At 66.6% G+C, this 16,656-nt stretch carries 15 protein-coding genes; 6 read left to right on the top strand and 9 right to left on the bottom strand.

Annotated elements, in window-relative coordinates; translation table 11 throughout:
- Window positions 1-187 precede the first annotated feature (187 nt).
- From EO156_RS02120 to EO156_RS02075, 9 genes are all read right to left on the bottom strand, one after another.
- Complete coding sequence (locus EO156_RS02120) at window positions 188-1,114, bottom strand: alpha/beta fold hydrolase (RefSeq protein WP_003485685.1); 927 nt, start codon at window positions 1,112-1,114, stop codon at window positions 188-190.
- Between the two features lie 169 nt (window positions 1,115-1,283).
- Window positions 1,284-1,697, bottom strand: a complete 414-nt coding sequence (gene pcaC, locus EO156_RS02110) for a 4-carboxymuconolactone decarboxylase (RefSeq protein WP_016848875.1) — start codon at window positions 1,695-1,697, stop codon at window positions 1,284-1,286.
- Window positions 1,698-1,723: 26 nt separating this feature from the next.
- Window positions 1,724-2,506 (bottom strand): 3-oxoadipate enol-lactonase, encoded by a 783-nt coding sequence (gene pcaD, locus EO156_RS02105; RefSeq protein WP_005928893.1) that lies wholly within the window; start codon window positions 2,504-2,506, stop codon window positions 1,724-1,726.
- A 10-nt stretch (window positions 2,507-2,516) separates the two neighbouring features.
- On the bottom strand, window positions 2,517-3,869 hold the full coding sequence (locus EO156_RS02100) for a 3-carboxy-cis,cis-muconate cycloisomerase (RefSeq protein WP_016848876.1): 1,353 nt from the start codon (window positions 3,867-3,869) through the stop codon (window positions 2,517-2,519).
- Between the two features lie 352 nt (window positions 3,870-4,221).
- Entirely contained in the window at window positions 4,222-4,785 is a 564-nt protein-coding gene (pcaG, locus tag EO156_RS02095; protein ID WP_016848877.1) for a protocatechuate 3,4-dioxygenase subunit alpha, read from the bottom strand.
- A 4-nt stretch (window positions 4,786-4,789) separates the two neighbouring features.
- Window positions 4,790-5,524, bottom strand: a complete 735-nt coding sequence (gene pcaH / locus EO156_RS02090) for a protocatechuate 3,4-dioxygenase subunit beta (protein ID WP_003485674.1) — start codon at window positions 5,522-5,524, stop codon at window positions 4,790-4,792.
- Between the two features lie 79 nt (window positions 5,525-5,603).
- Window positions 5,604-6,812, bottom strand: a complete 1,209-nt coding sequence (gene pcaF / locus EO156_RS02085; RefSeq protein ID WP_016848878.1) for a 3-oxoadipyl-CoA thiolase — start codon at window positions 6,810-6,812, stop codon at window positions 5,604-5,606.
- Window positions 6,809-7,597 (bottom strand): CoA-transferase subunit beta, encoded by a 789-nt coding sequence (locus tag EO156_RS02080; RefSeq protein ID WP_005912761.1) that lies wholly within the window; start codon window positions 7,595-7,597, stop codon window positions 6,809-6,811. The genes pcaF and EO156_RS02080 overlap by 4 nt, the downstream gene beginning before the upstream one ends.
- On the bottom strand, window positions 7,594-8,457 hold the full coding sequence (locus EO156_RS02075) for a CoA-transferase (protein WP_005912762.1): 864 nt from the start codon (window positions 8,455-8,457) through the stop codon (window positions 7,594-7,596). Before EO156_RS02075 ends, EO156_RS02080 begins: the two co-directional genes overlap by 4 nt.
- Before the next feature lie 252 nt (window positions 8,458-8,709).
- Between EO156_RS02075 and EO156_RS02070 the strand changes: the two genes are divergently transcribed.
- The 6 genes from EO156_RS02070 (at window position 8,710) to glpK (ending at window position 16,564) form a co-directional block, all read left to right on the top strand.
- A complete protein-coding gene (locus EO156_RS02070; protein ID WP_005912763.1) occupies window positions 8,710-9,786 on the top strand; it encodes an aromatic ring-hydroxylating dioxygenase subunit alpha in 1,077 nt (358 codons plus the stop codon).
- Window positions 9,787-9,886: 100 nt separating this feature from the next.
- Window positions 9,887-10,870, top strand: coding sequence for a PDR/VanB family oxidoreductase (locus tag EO156_RS02065; RefSeq protein WP_003485667.1), 984 nt, complete (start codon window positions 9,887-9,889; stop codon window positions 10,868-10,870).
- Window positions 10,871-11,363: 493 nt separating this feature from the next.
- A complete protein-coding gene (locus EO156_RS02060; protein ID WP_003485664.1) occupies window positions 11,364-12,191 on the top strand; it encodes a DeoR family transcriptional regulator in 828 nt (275 codons plus the stop codon).
- A 222-nt stretch (window positions 12,192-12,413) separates the two neighbouring features.
- Complete coding sequence (glpD, locus tag EO156_RS02055) at window positions 12,414-13,928, top strand: glycerol-3-phosphate dehydrogenase (protein WP_005928922.1); 1,515 nt, start codon at window positions 12,414-12,416, stop codon at window positions 13,926-13,928.
- 174 nt (window positions 13,929-14,102) lie between these two features.
- Complete coding sequence (locus tag EO156_RS02050; protein WP_007968441.1) at window positions 14,103-14,924, top strand: MIP/aquaporin family protein; 822 nt, start codon at window positions 14,103-14,105, stop codon at window positions 14,922-14,924.
- 140 nt (window positions 14,925-15,064) lie between these two features.
- Window positions 15,065-16,564 (top strand): glycerol kinase GlpK, encoded by a 1,500-nt coding sequence (gene glpK / locus EO156_RS02045; RefSeq protein WP_003485659.1) that lies wholly within the window; start codon window positions 15,065-15,067, stop codon window positions 16,562-16,564.
- The last annotated feature ends 92 nt before the right edge of the window (window positions 16,565-16,656 follow it).

The raw sequence follows: 16,656 nt of genomic DNA, 5'->3' as shown, positions 1-16,656 counted from the left end.
ACAGGTCAAGCAATTGCAACCCCGCATTCCGCGTGGGCCGATGCGCATACGGACGACTGGTCGCACAGCGCTGGGCGCGCCAGGTGCGGAGTGATTGCCACCCGTTGTTGCGCGCATGCCGGCTCAGAACGGCGACGAAAGCCGCGTGATCCATCGTCCGTGGCGTGGGATGCGTGCAGGCGCTGGACTAGCGCGGCCGGCGCAGAAAGCTCACCACCGCGTCCACCCAGGCCGCGTGGCTGTCTTCGACCTGGGCCACGTGGTCGGCGTGCGGCAGGGTCACCCAGCTGCGATCTTCGCTGCGCAGACGTGCGTAGAGATGGGCGTTGTCTGCCTGGGTGGCGATCGGGTCGTCGACGCCGCGCAACAGCAGCACCGGCAACGTCGCGACCTGCTCGGGGTGGAAGGCGAACTGCTCCATCGCGCGCCAGTCGGTGCGCACCGGGTCCGCTGCCAGCGCCTGGGCGACGTAAGCCGCACGTACGCCCGGCGGTGCCGCGTTGGCGGTGATGAAATCCTCGCCGGCCGCTGCGGCCGTGGTGGGTGTGCGCAAGGGCCGATCCGCCGGAACCGCTGACGCGGGTGGTGTATCCACATCGTCCGGGAAGCCGAACAACACCAGTGCGGAAATCTCTTGCGGTTGCTGCTGCGCGAGCAGCAATGCCACCCGCGCGCCGTTGGAATAGCCTAGCAGTGCGGGCGGCGGCAGGCCGGGATGGGTCTGCGCGACCCAGGCCAGCACGTTGCGGACATCGGCCACTGCACGGGCGGGCGTATTCCAGCCCGTGCGGTCGCGTGGGCTGCCGCCGTAGCCGCGCAGATCCACCGCGTACGCGGCAAACCCGGCTTGCGCGAGCGCCGCAAGGACAGAGCGCGCATCACGCGGCTCGCCAGGCACCTGCAAATCGAAGTTGGGCAATGCGCTCCAGGTGCGGCCGTGCACCAGCACGATCGCGCCACGCGGCTGCACGGGCACCCGCGACCACACCGCCAGCGTCTGCCCATCGTCGGTGCGCACCTTCGACAACACGGTGCCGGGGCCGGGCTGCGGTTGTGCGTGCAGCGCCGCAGCAGCCAATAGCAGTAACAGCAGGCAGGCAAATCGACGCGGCATGCGATGTCTCCGGACGCGGTGGGTTGAGCGCGGCCAACGTGCGCGCGCAGGCCGAAGTGAGCGGTGTGCCAGGCACCACAGTGTACGAGTGGTCCACGCCGGGACTGAGTACCGACCGCGCGCGCCTGGCGGTGAGCGCAGTCGGTCTGTCCGCGCCACCGAGACGACCTTACCCGGGTTGCGCTGTCGATGCTGTGCCGGCGTCGGCGGCTTGTTCTTCCAGGATCGGCCTGGCCAGCGCGAACGCGTGGTTGGCGGCCGGCACGCCGCAGTAGATCGCCGCCTGCAGCAGCACTTCCTTGATCTGCGCAGGCGTCACGCCGTTGTTGCGCGCCGCACGCACGTGCAGCTTGAATTCTTCGTCGTGGCCCAGCGCGACCATCATCGACAAGGTGATCAGCGACCGGGTGTGGGCCGGCAGGCCATCGCGGGTCCAGATGCCGCCCCAGGCGTAGCGGGTGATCAGGTCCTGGAATTCCTCGGTGAAGTCGCTGCGCGCGGCCAGCGCGCGGTCGACATGCGCATCGCCAAGGACGCGGCGGCGTTCACGCATGCCGGCTTGATACCGTTCGTCTTCGTGCATGGGGTGTCCTTGCAAGGTGGGAAAGCTCACTGGCCCTGAAGAAAACCGAGCACCGCGTGGTTGAACGCGGCCGGCGACTCCAGGTTGCAGATGTGGCGGCCGGGCACCTGGGCGTAATGACCGTCCGGCGCGGCATAGGCGATCTCGCGCAGGTCAGGCGGCGGGCACACCGGGTCGTCGTCGCCGGCCAGCGCCAGCAGCGGCAGGCTCAGCCCGTCCAGTGCACCGCGGAAATCCGCATCGGCCACCGCCTGGCAGCAGGCGATGTAGCCGGCCGGCGAGGTGGAGACGAAGGCAGCGGCGATCATGTCCAGGCGCTGCGCGTGGCTGGTGGCGAATTCGGGGGTAAACCAGCGTTGCAGCGTGGCATCGATCAGCGTCGGAAGGCCTTCGCTGCGCACCTGTTCGATGCGGGTTTCCCAGGTGGCGGCGCTGCCGATTTTCTGCGCGGTGGCGCACACCACCAGCCGGCGCAAGCGCTGCGGTGCCTGCAGGCCCAGCCACTGCCCGGTGAGCCCGCCGATCGACAGGCCGCAGAAATCGCTTTGCGCGATCTCCAGGGCGTCCCACAGTGTCAGCACGTCCTGACCCAGGTCGGCGACGCTGTACGGGCCGGGCGGCGTCTCCGAATACCCGTGGCCGCGGCGGTCGTAGCGCAGGATGCGGTAGTGCGGAGCGAAGGCTTCGAGTTGCACGTCCCACATGTGCAGATCGGTGCCCAGCGAATTGCAGAAGGTCAGCCAGGGGCGTCCTTCGGTGCCGTCCAGGCGGTAGTGCAGGCGATGCGTGGGCAACTGGAGATAAGCCATCGAAGCACCGTCAACGGGAAGAAGATCCAGCCAGCACGCGGTCGATCCAGACCGAAGACATACCGTGCCAACTAGCGCTATCGAACACTGCCTGGAGTTGCGCGTGCGTGAGCACCGCGCTCACCTGCGCGTCTTCGCCGAGGACCTCGCGCAAATGCCGTTGCTGCGCCTGCGCGCGCAGCGCTGCCTGTTCCACCAGGGCGTGCGCCTGCGGCTTGCCCAGGTGTGGCGCGAGCGCGAACACTGCCGCCTCGGCGTAGAGCAGCCCGCCGTGGCTGTCCAGATGCGCCTGCATGCGCGTGCGATCCAGTTCCAGACCGGACAGGCACAGCTGCATCTGCGCCAGGCTGCCGGCGGTGAGGCAGACGATCTGCGGCAAGGTGTCCCATTCGGCATGCCATTGTCCGGCCGCGCGCTCGTGCGGCTGCGCCATGGCGCTGAACAAGGTGGCGACCAGGCCCGGTACGCGGGTGGCTGCGGCAACCGCTGCCACGCTGGAGACCGGGTTGCGCTTGTGCGGCATCGCCGAGGAGCCGCCTCTGCCGGCGGCGGCAGGCTCGAACGCTTCGCCCACCTCCGATTGCATCAGCAACGCCACATCGCCGCCGATCTTGCCCAACGTGGCAGCCAGCAGACCGAAAGCGCAGCCGACCTCGACGATGCGGTCGCGCGCGGTATGCCAGGGCAGCGCGGGCAGCGGCAACTCCAGAGTGCTCGCCAGGGCCTGCGCCACTTCCAGGCCACGCTCCTGCAACGAGGCCAGGGTGCCGGCCGCGCCGCCGAACTGCAGCGCCAAGGCATCGCGCCGCAAGGCGTGCAGGCGCTGCTGCGCACGCTGCAGGGCGTCCAGCCAACCGGCGACCTTGAGCCCGAAGGTGACCGGCACGGCCTGCTGCAGCAGGGTGCGTCCGGGCAAGCCGGTGTTGCGCTCGCGTTCGGCCAGCACCGCCAGATCGGCGCACAGGGCGTGCAGACGCGGCAGCAGCAGATCAAGCGCGGCGCGCAGCTGCAGCACCGTGCCGGTATCGATGACGTCCTGGCTGGTGGCGCCCCAGTGCACCCAGCGCGCGGCGGCATTGTCGTGCGCGGCCACCTGCGCGGTCAGCGCCTTGACCAGCGGAATGGCGGGATTGCCGGCCAGCGCCGTGGCCTGCGCCAACGCGGCCCGGTCGTAGTGCTGCACATCGCAGGCAGCGGCAATGGACTGCGCGGCCTGGGCGGGAATCACCCCGCACTGCGCCTGTGCGCGCGCCAGCGCGGACTCGAACTGCAGCATCGCCTGCAAGCGCGCGGCATCGTCGAACAAGGCGTCGCACGCAGGCTCGCCGAACAAGGATCCCAACAACGACGATGTCGCACTCATGTATTGCATCTCTAGGCGTGCCGGCAGCATCGCACCGATGTACCAAGGTGCCAACTAGACCAAAGGGCAATGCATGCGGCGCGCCTGGCACTGCCGGGGTGATGTGGATGAGGTCACGCGTGCTTGCGGTGCATGCACGCGAGTGCGCGTGTTCGCTTGCCTGCCACGAGCGCTGTTCTTGATATGTGTGCGTGAGCTGCACGGCGCATTGCTTGCCGCCGGAGACACCCTGGCGGTTTGCGGCAGTCGGCGCTTGTGCGGCGGCGCCTCTGGCGCTGTTGACGCCGCAGCGCGCCGGCAGCATGCAGCGCTGTCCCCGCACGCATACGGCGTTTCAACGTCGGCATGCGGATCAATAGCGAAAGAACACCGTTTCCGCGTCGCCCTGCATGTGGATGTCCCACACATAGGCACCGCCTGGATGCGGCTGGGCCAGCAAGGTGGCGCGCCGCTCGGCCGGCACCAGCGCCAGGATCGGGTCGCTGCCCAGCTGCGGGTCGTCGGCGAAATACAGCCGCGTCGACACCCCGCGCAACAGGCCGCGCATGAAGACCAGCACCGTCAGATGCGCCGCCTGCTGCTTGCCGTCCGGGCCCGCCACCCTGCCCGGCTTGATGGTGCTGAAGGAAAAACGCCCGTGCGCATCGGTGGGCACCCGACCCCACCCGTCGAAGCTGGGGTCGTGCGCCTCGCAGCGACCGTCGGCCGCATGCGCATAGATGCCGCTAGCGTCGGCTTGCCACACTTCCAGCACCGCATCGGCCACCGGCGCGCCGGCGCCATCGAAGATGCGACCGCTGATCTGCACATGCGTGCCCGCGGCGTGCGCAGGTGCGATCTGCTGGCGATACAGCGCCTCCAACCCGAGCCGGTAGTACGGGCCGACGGTTTGCGACGGCGTTGCATGCAGGCTCATCGTGTCACTCCCAGACCGTTTGCTTGCGACCGCGCAAGACGATGTCGAAGCGATATGCCAAGGCGTATTCGCTGACCGCATTTTCCCAGTCGAAACTGGACACCATGCGCTCGCGCGCCAGCGCATCGTCGACACAGTTGAAGATGGGGTCGTGCGCCAGCAGCGGGTCGCCGGGAAAATACATCTGGGTGACCAGCCGCTGCCCGATGCCATCGCCGTGCAACGAAAAATGGATGTGCGCTGGCCGCCAGGCGTTGTAGTGATTGCGCCACGGATACGCGCCGGGCTTGATGGTCTTGAAACTGTAGCGGCCGCGCTCATCGGTCAGCACCTGGCCGGTGCCGCGGAAGTTCGGGTCCAGCGGTGCATCGTGCTGATCGCCAGCGTGCTGGTAGCGACCAGCCGCGTTGCATTGCCACACTTCTACCACGCTGTTGCGGACCGGCCTGCCGTTTTCGTCGAGCACGCGGCCGGAGACGATGATGCGCTCACCCAGCGGCGCGCCGCCAAACCCTGCAGTGAGATCGGCCGCGTGCGCGCCCAGCGTGAGCCGATCCAGCCGCGGGCCGGTGACTTCCGACAACGTGACCGGCAAGTCGATCGGATCGCGCGTGGGCCCGCGCAGCGTGGTGGAGGCGTATGCCGGATGCAGGTACGCCGGCTGCGTACCGGGCAGGCTGCGGCGATAACCGAGCAGCGGGTCGGCGATGGCAGGTTGGTCGGTGGTGGGATCGCGCATCTTGAAATCTCCGTCGGCAGCAAGACGACTAGAACGACATAGGTGCGAGGGAAGGACGAGGGAGGTTGCAACAGCAGGTTCACAGGCGCTCGATCGCCAGCGCCACGCCCTGCCCCACCCCGATGCACATGCTGGCCAGCCCGAGTCGCCCGTTGCCCGCCTCCAGCTGCCGCAGCAAGGTCAGCGCCAGCCGCGCGCCGCTCATGCCGAGCGGATGCCCGAGCGCAATGGCGCCACCGTTGGCATTGACGTGTGCGGCATCGTCGGCCAGGCCGAATGCGCGCGTGCAGGCCAGCGCCTGCGCAGCGAAGGCTTCATTGAGTTCGATCGCGTCGAACTGCGCGATGCGCAGGTGCAAGCGCGCCATCAGGCGCTGGGTGGCCGGCACCGGGCCGATGCCCATGTACGCCGGCTCCACGCCCGCCGAGGCGAACCCCAATACCCGCGCGCGCGGCGTCAGCCGATGCGTCTGCACGGCCTGCGCAGAGGCCAGCAGCAAGGCGGCGGCGCCATCGTTGAGACCGGAGGCGTTGCCGGCCGTGACGGTGCCGGGCTGGCGGAACACCGGCTTGAGCTTGGCCAGCATCTCGGCGGTGGTATTGGGCCGCGGCGCTTCGTCGTGTTCGACGGTGGAGGCATCGCCGCTTTTGCGCGCGACCACGGCCACCGGGGCGATTTCCGCATCGAAGAAACCGGCTGCCTGCGCCGCCGCCACGCGTTGCTGGCTGCGCAGTGCGAACGCGTCCTGGTCCTCGCGCGCGATGGCGTACCGCTGCGCCACGTTTTCTGCCGTCTCACCCATCAATTCGGTGCCATAGACGGCCTGCAGGCGCGAATTGATGAAGCGCCAGCCCATGGTGGTGTCTTCCAGTTGCTGGGTGCGGGCGAAGGCGCTGTCGGCCTTGCCCATCACCCACGGCGCGCGCGACATCGATTCGACCCCACCGGCAATGGCAAGATCCAGTTCGCCGGCACGAATGCCGCGCGCCACCGTGCCGATCGCGTCCAACCCGGAGCCGCACAGACGATTGAGCGTGCTGCCCGGCACCGAAGGCGGCAAGCCGGCCAGCAACAGGCTCATACGCGCGACATTGCGATTGTCTTCGCCGGCCTGGTTGGCGCAGCCCAGGTACACATCGTCGATTGCAGCCGGCTCCAGCTGCGATTGCCGCGCCAGCAATGCGGCGATCGGCACTGCGCCCAGGTCGTCGGCGCGTACGCTGGACAAGGCGCCAGCGTAACGGCCGATCGGCGTGCGAATGCCATCGATCAGATAGACCTCATTCATGCCTGAGCTCCCGTTGCCTGGGCACCATGCGCTGCATCGGTGCGTGCCTGCAGCGCGCGCAAGGCGTCCAGCTCGGCGGCACGGGGCGGCGTGGTGTGTGCAAGGTCGGCGGCGAACCGGATCGGCCACCCGGTCGCCGCGCTGACCTGCTCGCGCGTGGTGCCAGGGTGCAACGAGGTGACGGTGAGTTCGCGGGTCACGGGATCGGGCTCCATCACGCACAGGTCGGTGACGACCACGGTGGGACCGGCGCCGGGGAGGCCGGCGCGCGCGCGCGCATCGCCACCGTCCAGATGCCCGACCGTGGTGATGAAGTCCAACCTCGAAACGAAGCTGCGTTCGGACTGGCGCATGATGATGAACACCTGCCTGGCGCTGGCCGCAATCTCCGGCGCGCCACCGGCGCCGGGCAAGCGCGTTTTCGGCGCATCGTACGGGCCGATCACGGTGGTATTGAGGTTGGCGTGCCGATCGATCTGCGCCGCGCCCAGAAAGCCCACATCCACGCGCCCGCCTTGCAGCCAGTAGCGGAAGATCTCTGGCGTGGAGACGACGGTGTCGGCAGTTTCTGCCAGCTCGCCGTCGCCGATGGATAATGGCAACACCTGCGGGCGCGCACCGATCGGGCCGGATTCGTAGATCAAGGTGACGTCGGGCGCATGCGTAAGCCGTGCCAGATTGGCGGCAGTGGACGGCAAGCCGATACCGACGAAACACACCGCGCCGTCGGGCAAGCGACGCGCGGCGGCTACCGTCATCATCTCGTTGGTGCTGTAGGCGCTCATGCGGCCACCTGCTGCTGCGACTGCGCATACACGCGCTGAAAACCGGCGAAATCGTCGGTGTCGAGAATATGCGCCTGGATCCAGGCATCGAAGCGTGCACGGTCGCGCGCGATCGCATCCCAGGCCAGATAGAAGCGATTGTCGCGCGCGTAATAGCCATGCGCATACGAGGGCGCCGCGCCACCGGGAACAACGCACACCGCATCGACGACCCAGCGCGGCAGGATGCAGGCATTGGGCGGCGCGTCGAGGCTGTCGACGATCTCTTCCACCGTCACGATCACCTTGCGCGCTGCCAATGCGGCTTCCTTCTGCACGCCCAGAATACCCCAGAGCAATACGTTGCCGCGGCGGTCGGCCCGCTGGGCGTGGATCACGGTGACATCGGGATTGACTGCCGGCGTGGTGGCCAGCGTTTGGCCGGTATACGGGCACTGCAGGAACTTGATGCTGTCGTTGACGCGCGGCAGATCCGAGCCGACATACCCCCGCAGTACTGCAAACGGCAGCCCCGACGCACCGGCCACATAGGCATTGGCCATATCGGCGTGGCTGTGTTCGCGAATCTGCAGCGGCTGCGGCCAGGCGTGTTCCACCGCATCGCGCAGCCGGTGCAACGAACCGACGCCGGGATTGCCGCCCCAGGAAAACCGCAGCGCCGCAGCGCAACCGGCGCCGATCAACTGGTCGTAGATCAGGTCGGGAGTCATGCGCACCAGGCGCAGCGCACGCTTGCGCTGGCGAATGACCTCGTGCCCGGCCGCATGCGGAATCAGGTGGGTGAAGCCTTCCATCGCCACACAATCGCCATCGGCGATCAGCTGCGACACCGCATCCGCGAGAGCGACGATTTCGGCCATTGCGTTCCCTTCCAGCACAGCGAGCGTGGGGTCACGGTAGGCGCGGCCGGCGAAGCGGTCAATCCGATAATCGGTGATTCAAATCGATATTCGCACAATTTTGGCGGGTGCGTAATGCTCTCACATTGTCTCCGGTGTATACATAACTTCGCTCGCAAGCAGACGCCAGCGTTGCGATTGCGCGCCAACTAGCTCCAGGCCGGCGCAAGCCGCGTCGCATCCAGGTTGCCTACACACCCAGGAGTCACGGTCATGTCGCAGTCCAAGCCGCTGTTTCCCCTCAACGCGTGGTACGCCGTTGCCTGGGACCATGAGATCAAGCACGTGCTCAGCCCGCGCAAGCTCTGCAACCTGGACGTGGTGGTCTACCGCACCACCGCCGGTGCGGTGGTCGCGCTCGAAGACGCGTGCTGGCATAGGCTGGTGCCCTTATCGATGGGCAAGCTGTGCGGCGACGATGTGGTGTGCGGCTATCACGGGCTGGTCTACAACACGCAGGGGCGCTGCGTGCACATGCCCTCGCAGGACACCATCAATCCCTCGGCCTGCGTGCGCAGCTTCCCGGTTGCCGAAAAGCACCGCTATGTGTGGATCTGGCCGGGCGACCCGGCCAAGGCCGATACACGCCTGATTCCCGATCTGCACTGGTCGCACGACCCGGCCTGGGCCGGCGACGGCCGCACCATCCATGCCAAGTGCGACTACCGGCTGGTGCTGGACAACCTGATGGACCTGACCCACGAGACCTTCGTGCACGGCTCCAGCATCGGGCAGGACGAGGTGGCCGAAGCGCCGTTCGATGTGGTGCATGGCGATCGCAGCGTCGTCGTGTCGCGCTGGATGCGCAATATCGACCCGCCACCGTTCTGGGCCAGCCAAATCGCCCGCCATCTGGACTACCGCGGCAAGGTCGATCGCTGGCAGATCATCCGTTTCGAGGCGCCCTCCACCATCGCCATCGATGTGGGCGTGGCCATCACCGGCACCGGTGCGCCAGAAGGCGATCGCAGCCAGGGCGTCAACGGCTACGTGCTCAACACCATCACTCCCGAAACCGACACCACCTGCCATTACTTCTGGGCGTTCATGCGCAACTACGCGTTGCACGACCAGTCGCTGACCACGCTCACCCGCGCAGGTGTGACAGGAGTATTCGGCGAAGACGAAGCGGTGCTGGAAGCGCAACAACGCGCCATCGACGCGCACCCGGATCACACCTTCTACAACCTCAACGTCGATGCCGGCGGCATGTGGGCGCGGCGTGTGATCGACCGCCTGATCGCGCAGGAACAACGCGCGCAGGATCTGTCGTTGCGCATGGTGGGCTGAGCACGTCGCATGCGGACCGCCATGTCATCGATCACAGCGACGCATTGCAGCGCCGTCACAGCTGGCGCCTGCCGGCAGACCTCATTGCCTGGAGCCCTTCATGCGTAAAGACACCCAGTGGCATCGCGCCCGCGTCGTCAGCATTGCCGATGCCTGCCCGGGCGTGCGCGAAATCGTGCTCGATCCCGGCAGCGCCGCACGCGGCTTCGAGGTGGGCAGCCATGTGGATTTCCGTGTGCAGTTGCATGGTCGCGACGATATGCGCTCGTATTCGTTGGTGGGCGAACCGCGCGCCGATGGCTACTACCAGATCGCAGTGCGGCAGATGCCCGACAGCCGCGGCGGCTCGTTGCATATGTGGACGCTTGCGCCGGGCGATGTGGTGGAGATGTCGCCGCCCAGCAACAACTTCGCGCTGGATGAAAGCGGCGAGGAAATCCTGCTCATCGCCGGCGGTATCGGCATTACACCCATCATCGGCATGGCGCAGCGGCTGGCGCGTCGCCATCGCGCGTTTCGTCTGCTGTACGCCGGCCGCTCGCGCAGCGCGATGGCGTATGTCGACACGCTGGAAGCACTGCTGGGCGAACGTTTGCAATTGCAATGCGACGACAGCGCCGGCCCGCCGGATCTGGCTGCCGAACTGGCGCGCCTGTCGCCCAATGCCGAGGTGTATGTGTGCGGGCCGCTGGGCATGCTTGAAACGGTGCGCCAGCACTGGCACGCCGCCGGCCGGCCGCGTGCGCGCCTGCACTTCGAAACCTTCGGCAATAGCGGGCGGGTGCCTGCGCAGGCGTTCGTGGTGAAGTTGCCGGGGCTGGGCCTGGAAGTGCCGGTAGCTGAAAACGAATCGATGCTGGACGCATTGGCCGATGCCGGGGTGGAGCTGATCGCCGAGTGTCGCCGTGGCGAATGCGGCCTGTGTGCAGTGGAGGTGCTGGACAGCTCCGCCGATATCGATCACCGCGACGTGTTCCTCAGCGACGAGCAGCGCCGGGAGAATCGCAAGCTCTGTGCCTGCGTGTCGCGTGCGGTAGGCGGCAGCATCAGCATCGACACCGGCTATCGCAGCGAGCTGGGCTGAGTCCGCATCCGGCCGGCTGCACTCGTCGGGGCGACGGCGCGGCGGATGTCTGGACCCGGCATGTGCGGCTCCTACACTACCGCTGCGGCGTGCCGATCTTCAATCGCCTGCATGGGTGAGCACGGCGGCGCTGAATCCCAGATCCCGCCCGTTCGTAGGAGCGCACCCGGGCGCGATGAAGCGTTACCGGTAATCCCATCGCGCCCTGGGGCGCTCCACGGTATCCGGTTGCTCCGGCGCGAGCTGCAGGCGCCCCCGTCGGCCTCTGGCTGACGGCGTGTCGTTGCGCATGGCTTGCCATGCGGTGATTGGCGCTCTCCCCGGGCGCAGACGGCCGGCAGCGATCTCTCTGCGCGCTTGCCGAGCCTACGCCGTACGCGGCCCAGGCGCGCAGGCTCGATCGCGGCAGGCGGCGCTGTGTCAGGCCGGTGCTCGCCATCGGGCGGTCACCGCTGGCGGCACGCACGCGCGCGTGTTTTGCATCCTCACGCGCATGCGCGATCATCTGCGCATGGAGTCGACTCACTACAGGACTGTCCCGGCGCCGGCCTTGAACCCGCGTCAGGAGCAATTGGTGGCGCTGGTGCGGCAGCAGGGCTTTGCCGAGGTCGAAGGTTTGGCCACACGCTTCGAGGTGACGCCGCAGACCATCCGCCGCGATCTGACCTTGCTCTGCGATGCCGGCGTGCTGCGCCGCTATCACGGCGGCGTCAGCATGCCCTCCAGCGTGGAGAATCTGGCCTACACCGCACGCAAGGCACTGCAGGCCCGCGAAAAGCAGCACATCGCCGCGCGTGTCGCGCGTTTCATTCCCGACGATGCCTCGCTGTTCATCAACCTGGGCACCACCAACGAAGAAGTCGCACGCGCGTTGCTGCAGCACCGCGGACTCCGGGTGATCACCAACAACCTCAACGTGGCGGTGATGCTCAGCGCCAACCCCAGCTTCGAGGTGATCGTGGCCGGCGGCGTGGTGCGCGGGCGCGACCAGGGCGTGACCGGCGAGGCGACGGTGGAGCTGATCCGCCAGTTCAAGGTGGACTTCGGGGTGATCGGCATTTCCGGTATCGATCTGGACGGCACCCTGCTGGATTTCGATTACCAGGAAGTGCGCGTGGCGCAGGCCATTATCGAACACTCGCGACACGTGCTGCTGGCCGCCGATCACAGCAAGTTCGGTCGCAACGCCATGGTGCGGCTGGGCGCCATCGCGCAGGTGCACGACTGGTTTACCGACCGGCCGCCGCCGCAGGAGTTGGCGAGCGTGCTGGCCGAGGCCGGCACCCGGGTGCACCTGGCAGACGCGGACGGAACCGATTGAGGCCCATGTTCGTTTTTGAGCGTTTTACGTGTCAGCTGCCAAAAGCCACTGTGCCTGATAGGTCCGCTACATATAAACCTGTTTTCCCATAGCCGATCTGCGTGGCGAACGCTGTTGGCACAGGCCACGGACATCTTCACGTCTCCGCAAGGTTCGATGTTCGAATATGTTCGAACATGACAACTTGGGTTCGCTCATCGGCGCACCCTGACGGAGGCACCGATGGGCGAGATGTACGATCTTCTGGTAATCGGCGGCGGCATCAACGGGGTGGGCATTGCCCGTGATGCGGCCGGGCGCGGTCTGTCGGTGTGCCTGTGCGAGCAGGACGACCTGGCTGCGCACACCAGCAGCGCCAGCACCAAACTCATTCACGGCGGCCTGCGCTACCTGGAGCAGTACGAATTCGCCTTGGTCGGCAAAGCACTGGCCGAGCGCGAAGTGTTGCTGCGGCTGGCCCCGCACATCATCTGGCCGTTGCGCTTCCTGCTGCCCCACCAACCGCACCTGCGCCCGGCATGGATGATCCGCGCCGGGCTGTTCCTGTACGACCATCTGGGCGGCAGCAAGCGCAGCCTGCCGCGCTCGCGCCGGCTGTCGCTGCGGACGCACCCGGTCGGTGCGCCGCTGCAGGAGTCGCTGCGCACCGGCTTCGTGTATTCGGATGCGTGGGTGCAGGACGCGCGACTGGTGGTGCTCAACGCGATGGACGCCGCCAGGCGCGGTGCCAAGATCCACACCCGCACGCGCTGTGTCGGTGCCTGGCGCGATGCGGGCTTCTGGTATGCCGAGCTCGAAGACCGCCAGGGCCGCCGCCGCACCGTGCAGGCGCGTGCGCTCGCCAATGCGGCCGGCCCGTGGGCGGTGTCGTTCCTGGACACCGTGGCCTCGGTGCCGCACGAACATGCATTGCGGCTGGTCAAGGGCAGCCACATCGTGGTGCCCAAGTTGTTCGATCACGACCATGCGTACATCTTCCAGCAACCCGACCGGCGCATCGTGTTCGCCATCCCCTACGAGCACGACTTCACCTTGATCGGCACCACCGACGTGGACTACGAAGCCGACCCCGCCGCGCCGAAGATCGATGCGGCCGAAGTGCAATACCTGTGCGATGCGGTGAACCTGTATTTCCAGCAGCAGATCTCCCCCGCCGATGTGGTGTGGAATTACAGCGGCGTGCGGCCGTTGCTGGACGATGCCGAAGACAACGCAGCCGAAGTGACCCGCGATTACCAGCTGGAAGTGGTCACCGAGGGCGCGCCGTTGCTCAACGTGTTCGGCGGCAAGCTGACCACCTATCGCAAGCTCGCCGAAGAGGCAGTGGACCGGCTTACCCACGCGCTGGGCGCACGCAAGCCTGCGTGGACCGCGCGTGGCGAGGCATTACCAGGCGGCGAGCAGCGCGATATCGCCAGCCTGCTGGAACGCGTCGGCCGCGCGCGCCCCTGGCTACCGGCAGCGACCGCGCAGCGGCTGGTGCGTAACTACGGCACCTGCGCCGAACACCTGCTTGGCGATGCGCAGAGCCTGGCCGATCTGGGCACGCACTTCGGCGCGGACCTGTATCAGGCCGAGGTGGATTACCTGCGCCAACACGAATGGGCGGCGGCGGCCGACGATATCCTGTGGCGGCGCAGCAAGCTCGGCCTGCGGATCGATGCGGCCGGACGGCAGCGCCTGGAAGACTATCTGCAGACGCAGTCGATCCGGCAACGCGACGTCGTTTCTGCTTGAACACACCGCGTTGCCGGCGAGGACGGGTCGCCCGGCAGCGTATTCCGGCGCTTCAGCCAGCATCACCTGAGTCACGTGGAGGGCACCCCAGATGAGCATCACCAACCACCGCTGCGCGCGAGCAAGCGCGCTGCACGCTGTTATCCGCATCATTGACCTTGCGGGCATGCACGCATGAGCCGGCAACTCGTGGGTGAGTTGATCTCCGAAGCGGTCGCAATGTTCATCATCATCGCGCTCGGCGATTCGGTGGCGGCGATGTACATCCTGTACGACCCCAGCCCCTATCAGAACGCCTACTGGGGCGTGTGTATCGCCTGGGGCTTGGCGGTGACGCTGGCGATCTACGTCACGGGCTCGGTATCCGGTACCCACGCCAATCCGGCGGTCACGCTGGCGCTGGCGCTGTTCCGCGGCTTTTCCTGGAAGAAGGTGCTCCCCTACTGGGTTGCCCAGGTCATCGGCGCGTTCCTGGGCGCAGCCATCGTCTATCAGCTGTATGGGCCGGTAATCGATCACTTCAACCAGCTGCATCAACTCACGCGTGAGGCTGGTGGCGCGGCGGGCGTGTTCTTCACCGCACCGGGGCTGGCGGTGACGCCGATGCATGCGCTGGTCGATCAGATCATCATCACGGCGTTCCTGATCTTCGGCATCTTCGCCATCACCGAGCAGTTCAACGAGGCCGCACCGACTGCCAACTCCGGCGCGTTGATGATCGGCTTGTTGGTCGCCACGCTGGGCGCGTCGATGGGCTATCTGGAAGCCTGGGCGATGAACCCGGCACGCGATTTCGGACCGCGCCTGTTCGCGTACTTCGCCGGTTGGGGCGAGGCCGCCTTGCCGGCCAAGGACAATTATTGGTGGATCCCGATCGTTGGCCCGTTGATCGGTGGTCCGATCGGCGCGCTGGCTTACCAGTGGCTGATCCTGCCGTTCCTGCCGGCGCGGGTGCGCCATCTGCAGGGCGGGCCCAAGCCGCTCGATCCGCTGTGATGGTGCTGCGCCAAGCCAACAATCACTCCGAAAGTGGGTGAGGTCACCTGTGGCCAGCCCCTATTGGCCACGCGTCGTCACCCGCCTGAACCGACCTTTCTCGCCGTGCGCCACCGCCGGCATTGTTCGAGGAATCTTCGATGGAAAAGCAGTACGTCCTTGCGATCGATCAAGGCACCACCAGCTCACGCGCGATGTTGTTCGACCGCCAGGGCAAGGTGGCCGGCGTGGCGCAGCGCGAATTCGGCCAGATCTTCCCGCAGCCTGGCTGGGTGGAACACAACCCGCGCGAGATCATGACCAGCGTCTATACCACCATCACCGAGCTGCTCAACAACGCGCAGATCGATGCGCGCGCGATCGCCGGGATCGGTATCACCAACCAGCGCGAGACCGCAGTGGTGTGGGACAAGGCCACCGGCCAGCCGATCTACAACGCCATCGTGTGGCAATCGCGGCAGACCAAGGACATCTGCGCCCAGCTCAAGGAAGCCGGGCATGAGCAGATGGTGCGCGACAAGACCGGTTTGCTGATCGATGCATACTTTTCCGGCACCAAGGTCAAGTGGATTCTCGACCATGTCGAAGGCGCGCGCGAACGCGCGCAGAAAGGCGAACTGGCGTTCGGCACCATCGACAGCTGGCTGATCTGGAATCTCACCGGCGGCAAGGTGCACGTCACCGACTACACCAATGCCTCGCGCACCATGATGTTCAACATCCACACGCTTCAGTGGGATGCTGAACTGCTGGCGATGTTGGACGTCCCCGCGCAGATGCTGCCGGAAGTGCGTTCGTCCAGCGAGGTGTATGGCATGACCCAGACCCAGTATTTTTACGGCGAACAGGTACCCATCGCTGGCATCGCCGGCGACCAGCAGGCCGCGTTGTTCGGCCAGGCCTGTTTCGAGCCGGGCATGGCGAAAAACACCTACGGCACCGGCTGTTTCATGCTGATGAACACCGGCGACAAGGCGGTGGCATCCAAGGCTGGCTTGTTGACCACGATTGCCTGGGGCATCGACGGCAAGGTCGAATACGCATTGGAAGGCGCGATCTTCGTTGCCGGCTCGGTGGTGCAGTGGCTGCGCGACGGCTTGCGCATGCTGGGCAAGGCCAGCGACTCGCAGGCCTACGCCGAGCGTGCCGGCGACAACGATGGCGTGTACATCGTGCCGGCCTTCGTTGGCCTGGGCGCGCCGTACTGGCGCAGCGACATTCGCGGCGCCGTGTTCGGGTTGACGCGTGGCACCACCAAGGAACACTTCGTGCGTGCGGCAGTCGAATCGATGGCCTACCAGACCCGCGATGTTCTTACCGCAATGCAGAGCGATTCCGGCATCGAACTGAAAGAGCTGCGTGCCGACGGCGGCGCCATCGCCAACGACTTCATGGCGCAGTTCCAGAGCGACATCCTCAATGTGCCGGTACTCCGCCCGGAGGTGGCCGAAACCACTGCACTGGGCGCGGCGTACCTGGCCGGGCTGGCAACCGGGTTCTGGAGCAGCCGCGAAGAAATCGCCAAGCAATGGGCAGTGGATCGCCGCTTCGAACCGGCCATGGCCGACGACAAGCGCCAAGCCTTGTACGCCGGCTGGCAGCAAGCAGTGGAAGCGACGATGGGGTTCCGCATCAGCTGACACTGGTGCCCCGATACGACAGCGCCCACCGTGAGGTAGGCGCTTATATTGATTGACCATACGCATAGAAAACTGCAGGGCTACGCAACCAA

Origin of the sequence: Xanthomonas sp. DAR33341, assembly GCF_003992815.1 — a bacterium.
In the GTDB taxonomy this organism is placed as follows: domain Bacteria; phylum Pseudomonadota; class Gammaproteobacteria; order Xanthomonadales; family Xanthomonadaceae; genus Xanthomonas; species Xanthomonas cissicola.
The sequence above is the reverse complement of the archived record's forward strand: the minus strand, read 5'-3'. Positions and strand labels throughout refer to the sequence as shown.

Coding starts and splice junctions, on each gene's coding strand:
- EO156_RS02120 (WP_003485685.1), bottom strand. CDS start 1,114: ATGCCGCGTCGATTTGCCTGCCTGCTGTTACTGCTATTGGCTGCTGCG.
- pcaC (WP_016848875.1), bottom strand. CDS start 1,697: ATGCACGAAGACGAACGGTATCAAGCCGGCATGCGTGAACGCCGCCGC.
- pcaD (WP_005928893.1), bottom strand. CDS start 2,506: ATGGCTTATCTCCAGTTGCCCACGCATCGCCTGCACTACCGCCTGGAC.
- EO156_RS02100 (WP_016848876.1), bottom strand. CDS start 3,869: ATGAGTGCGACATCGTCGTTGTTGGGATCCTTGTTCGGCGAGCCTGCG.
- pcaG (WP_016848877.1), bottom strand. CDS start 4,785: ATGAGCCTGCATGCAACGCCGTCGCAAACCGTCGGCCCGTACTACCGG.
- pcaH (WP_003485674.1), bottom strand. CDS start 5,524: ATGCGCGATCCCACCACCGACCAACCTGCCATCGCCGACCCGCTGCTC.
- pcaF (WP_016848878.1), bottom strand. CDS start 6,812: ATGAATGAGGTCTATCTGATCGATGGCATTCGCACGCCGATCGGCCGT.
- EO156_RS02080 (WP_005912761.1), bottom strand. CDS start 7,597: ATGAGCGCCTACAGCACCAACGAGATGATGACGGTAGCCGCCGCGCGT.
- EO156_RS02075 (WP_005912762.1), bottom strand. CDS start 8,457: ATGGCCGAAATCGTCGCTCTCGCGGATGCGGTGTCGCAGCTGATCGCC.
- EO156_RS02070 (WP_005912763.1), top strand. CDS start 8,710: ATGTCGCAGTCCAAGCCGCTGTTTCCCCTCAACGCGTGGTACGCCGTT.
- EO156_RS02065 (WP_003485667.1), top strand. CDS start 9,887: ATGCGTAAAGACACCCAGTGGCATCGCGCCCGCGTCGTCAGCATTGCC.
- EO156_RS02060 (WP_003485664.1), top strand. CDS start 11,364: ATGCGCGATCATCTGCGCATGGAGTCGACTCACTACAGGACTGTCCCG.
- glpD (WP_005928922.1), top strand. CDS start 12,414: ATGGGCGAGATGTACGATCTTCTGGTAATCGGCGGCGGCATCAACGGG.
- EO156_RS02050 (WP_007968441.1), top strand. CDS start 14,103: ATGAGCCGGCAACTCGTGGGTGAGTTGATCTCCGAAGCGGTCGCAATG.
- glpK (WP_003485659.1), top strand. CDS start 15,065: ATGGAAAAGCAGTACGTCCTTGCGATCGATCAAGGCACCACCAGCTCA.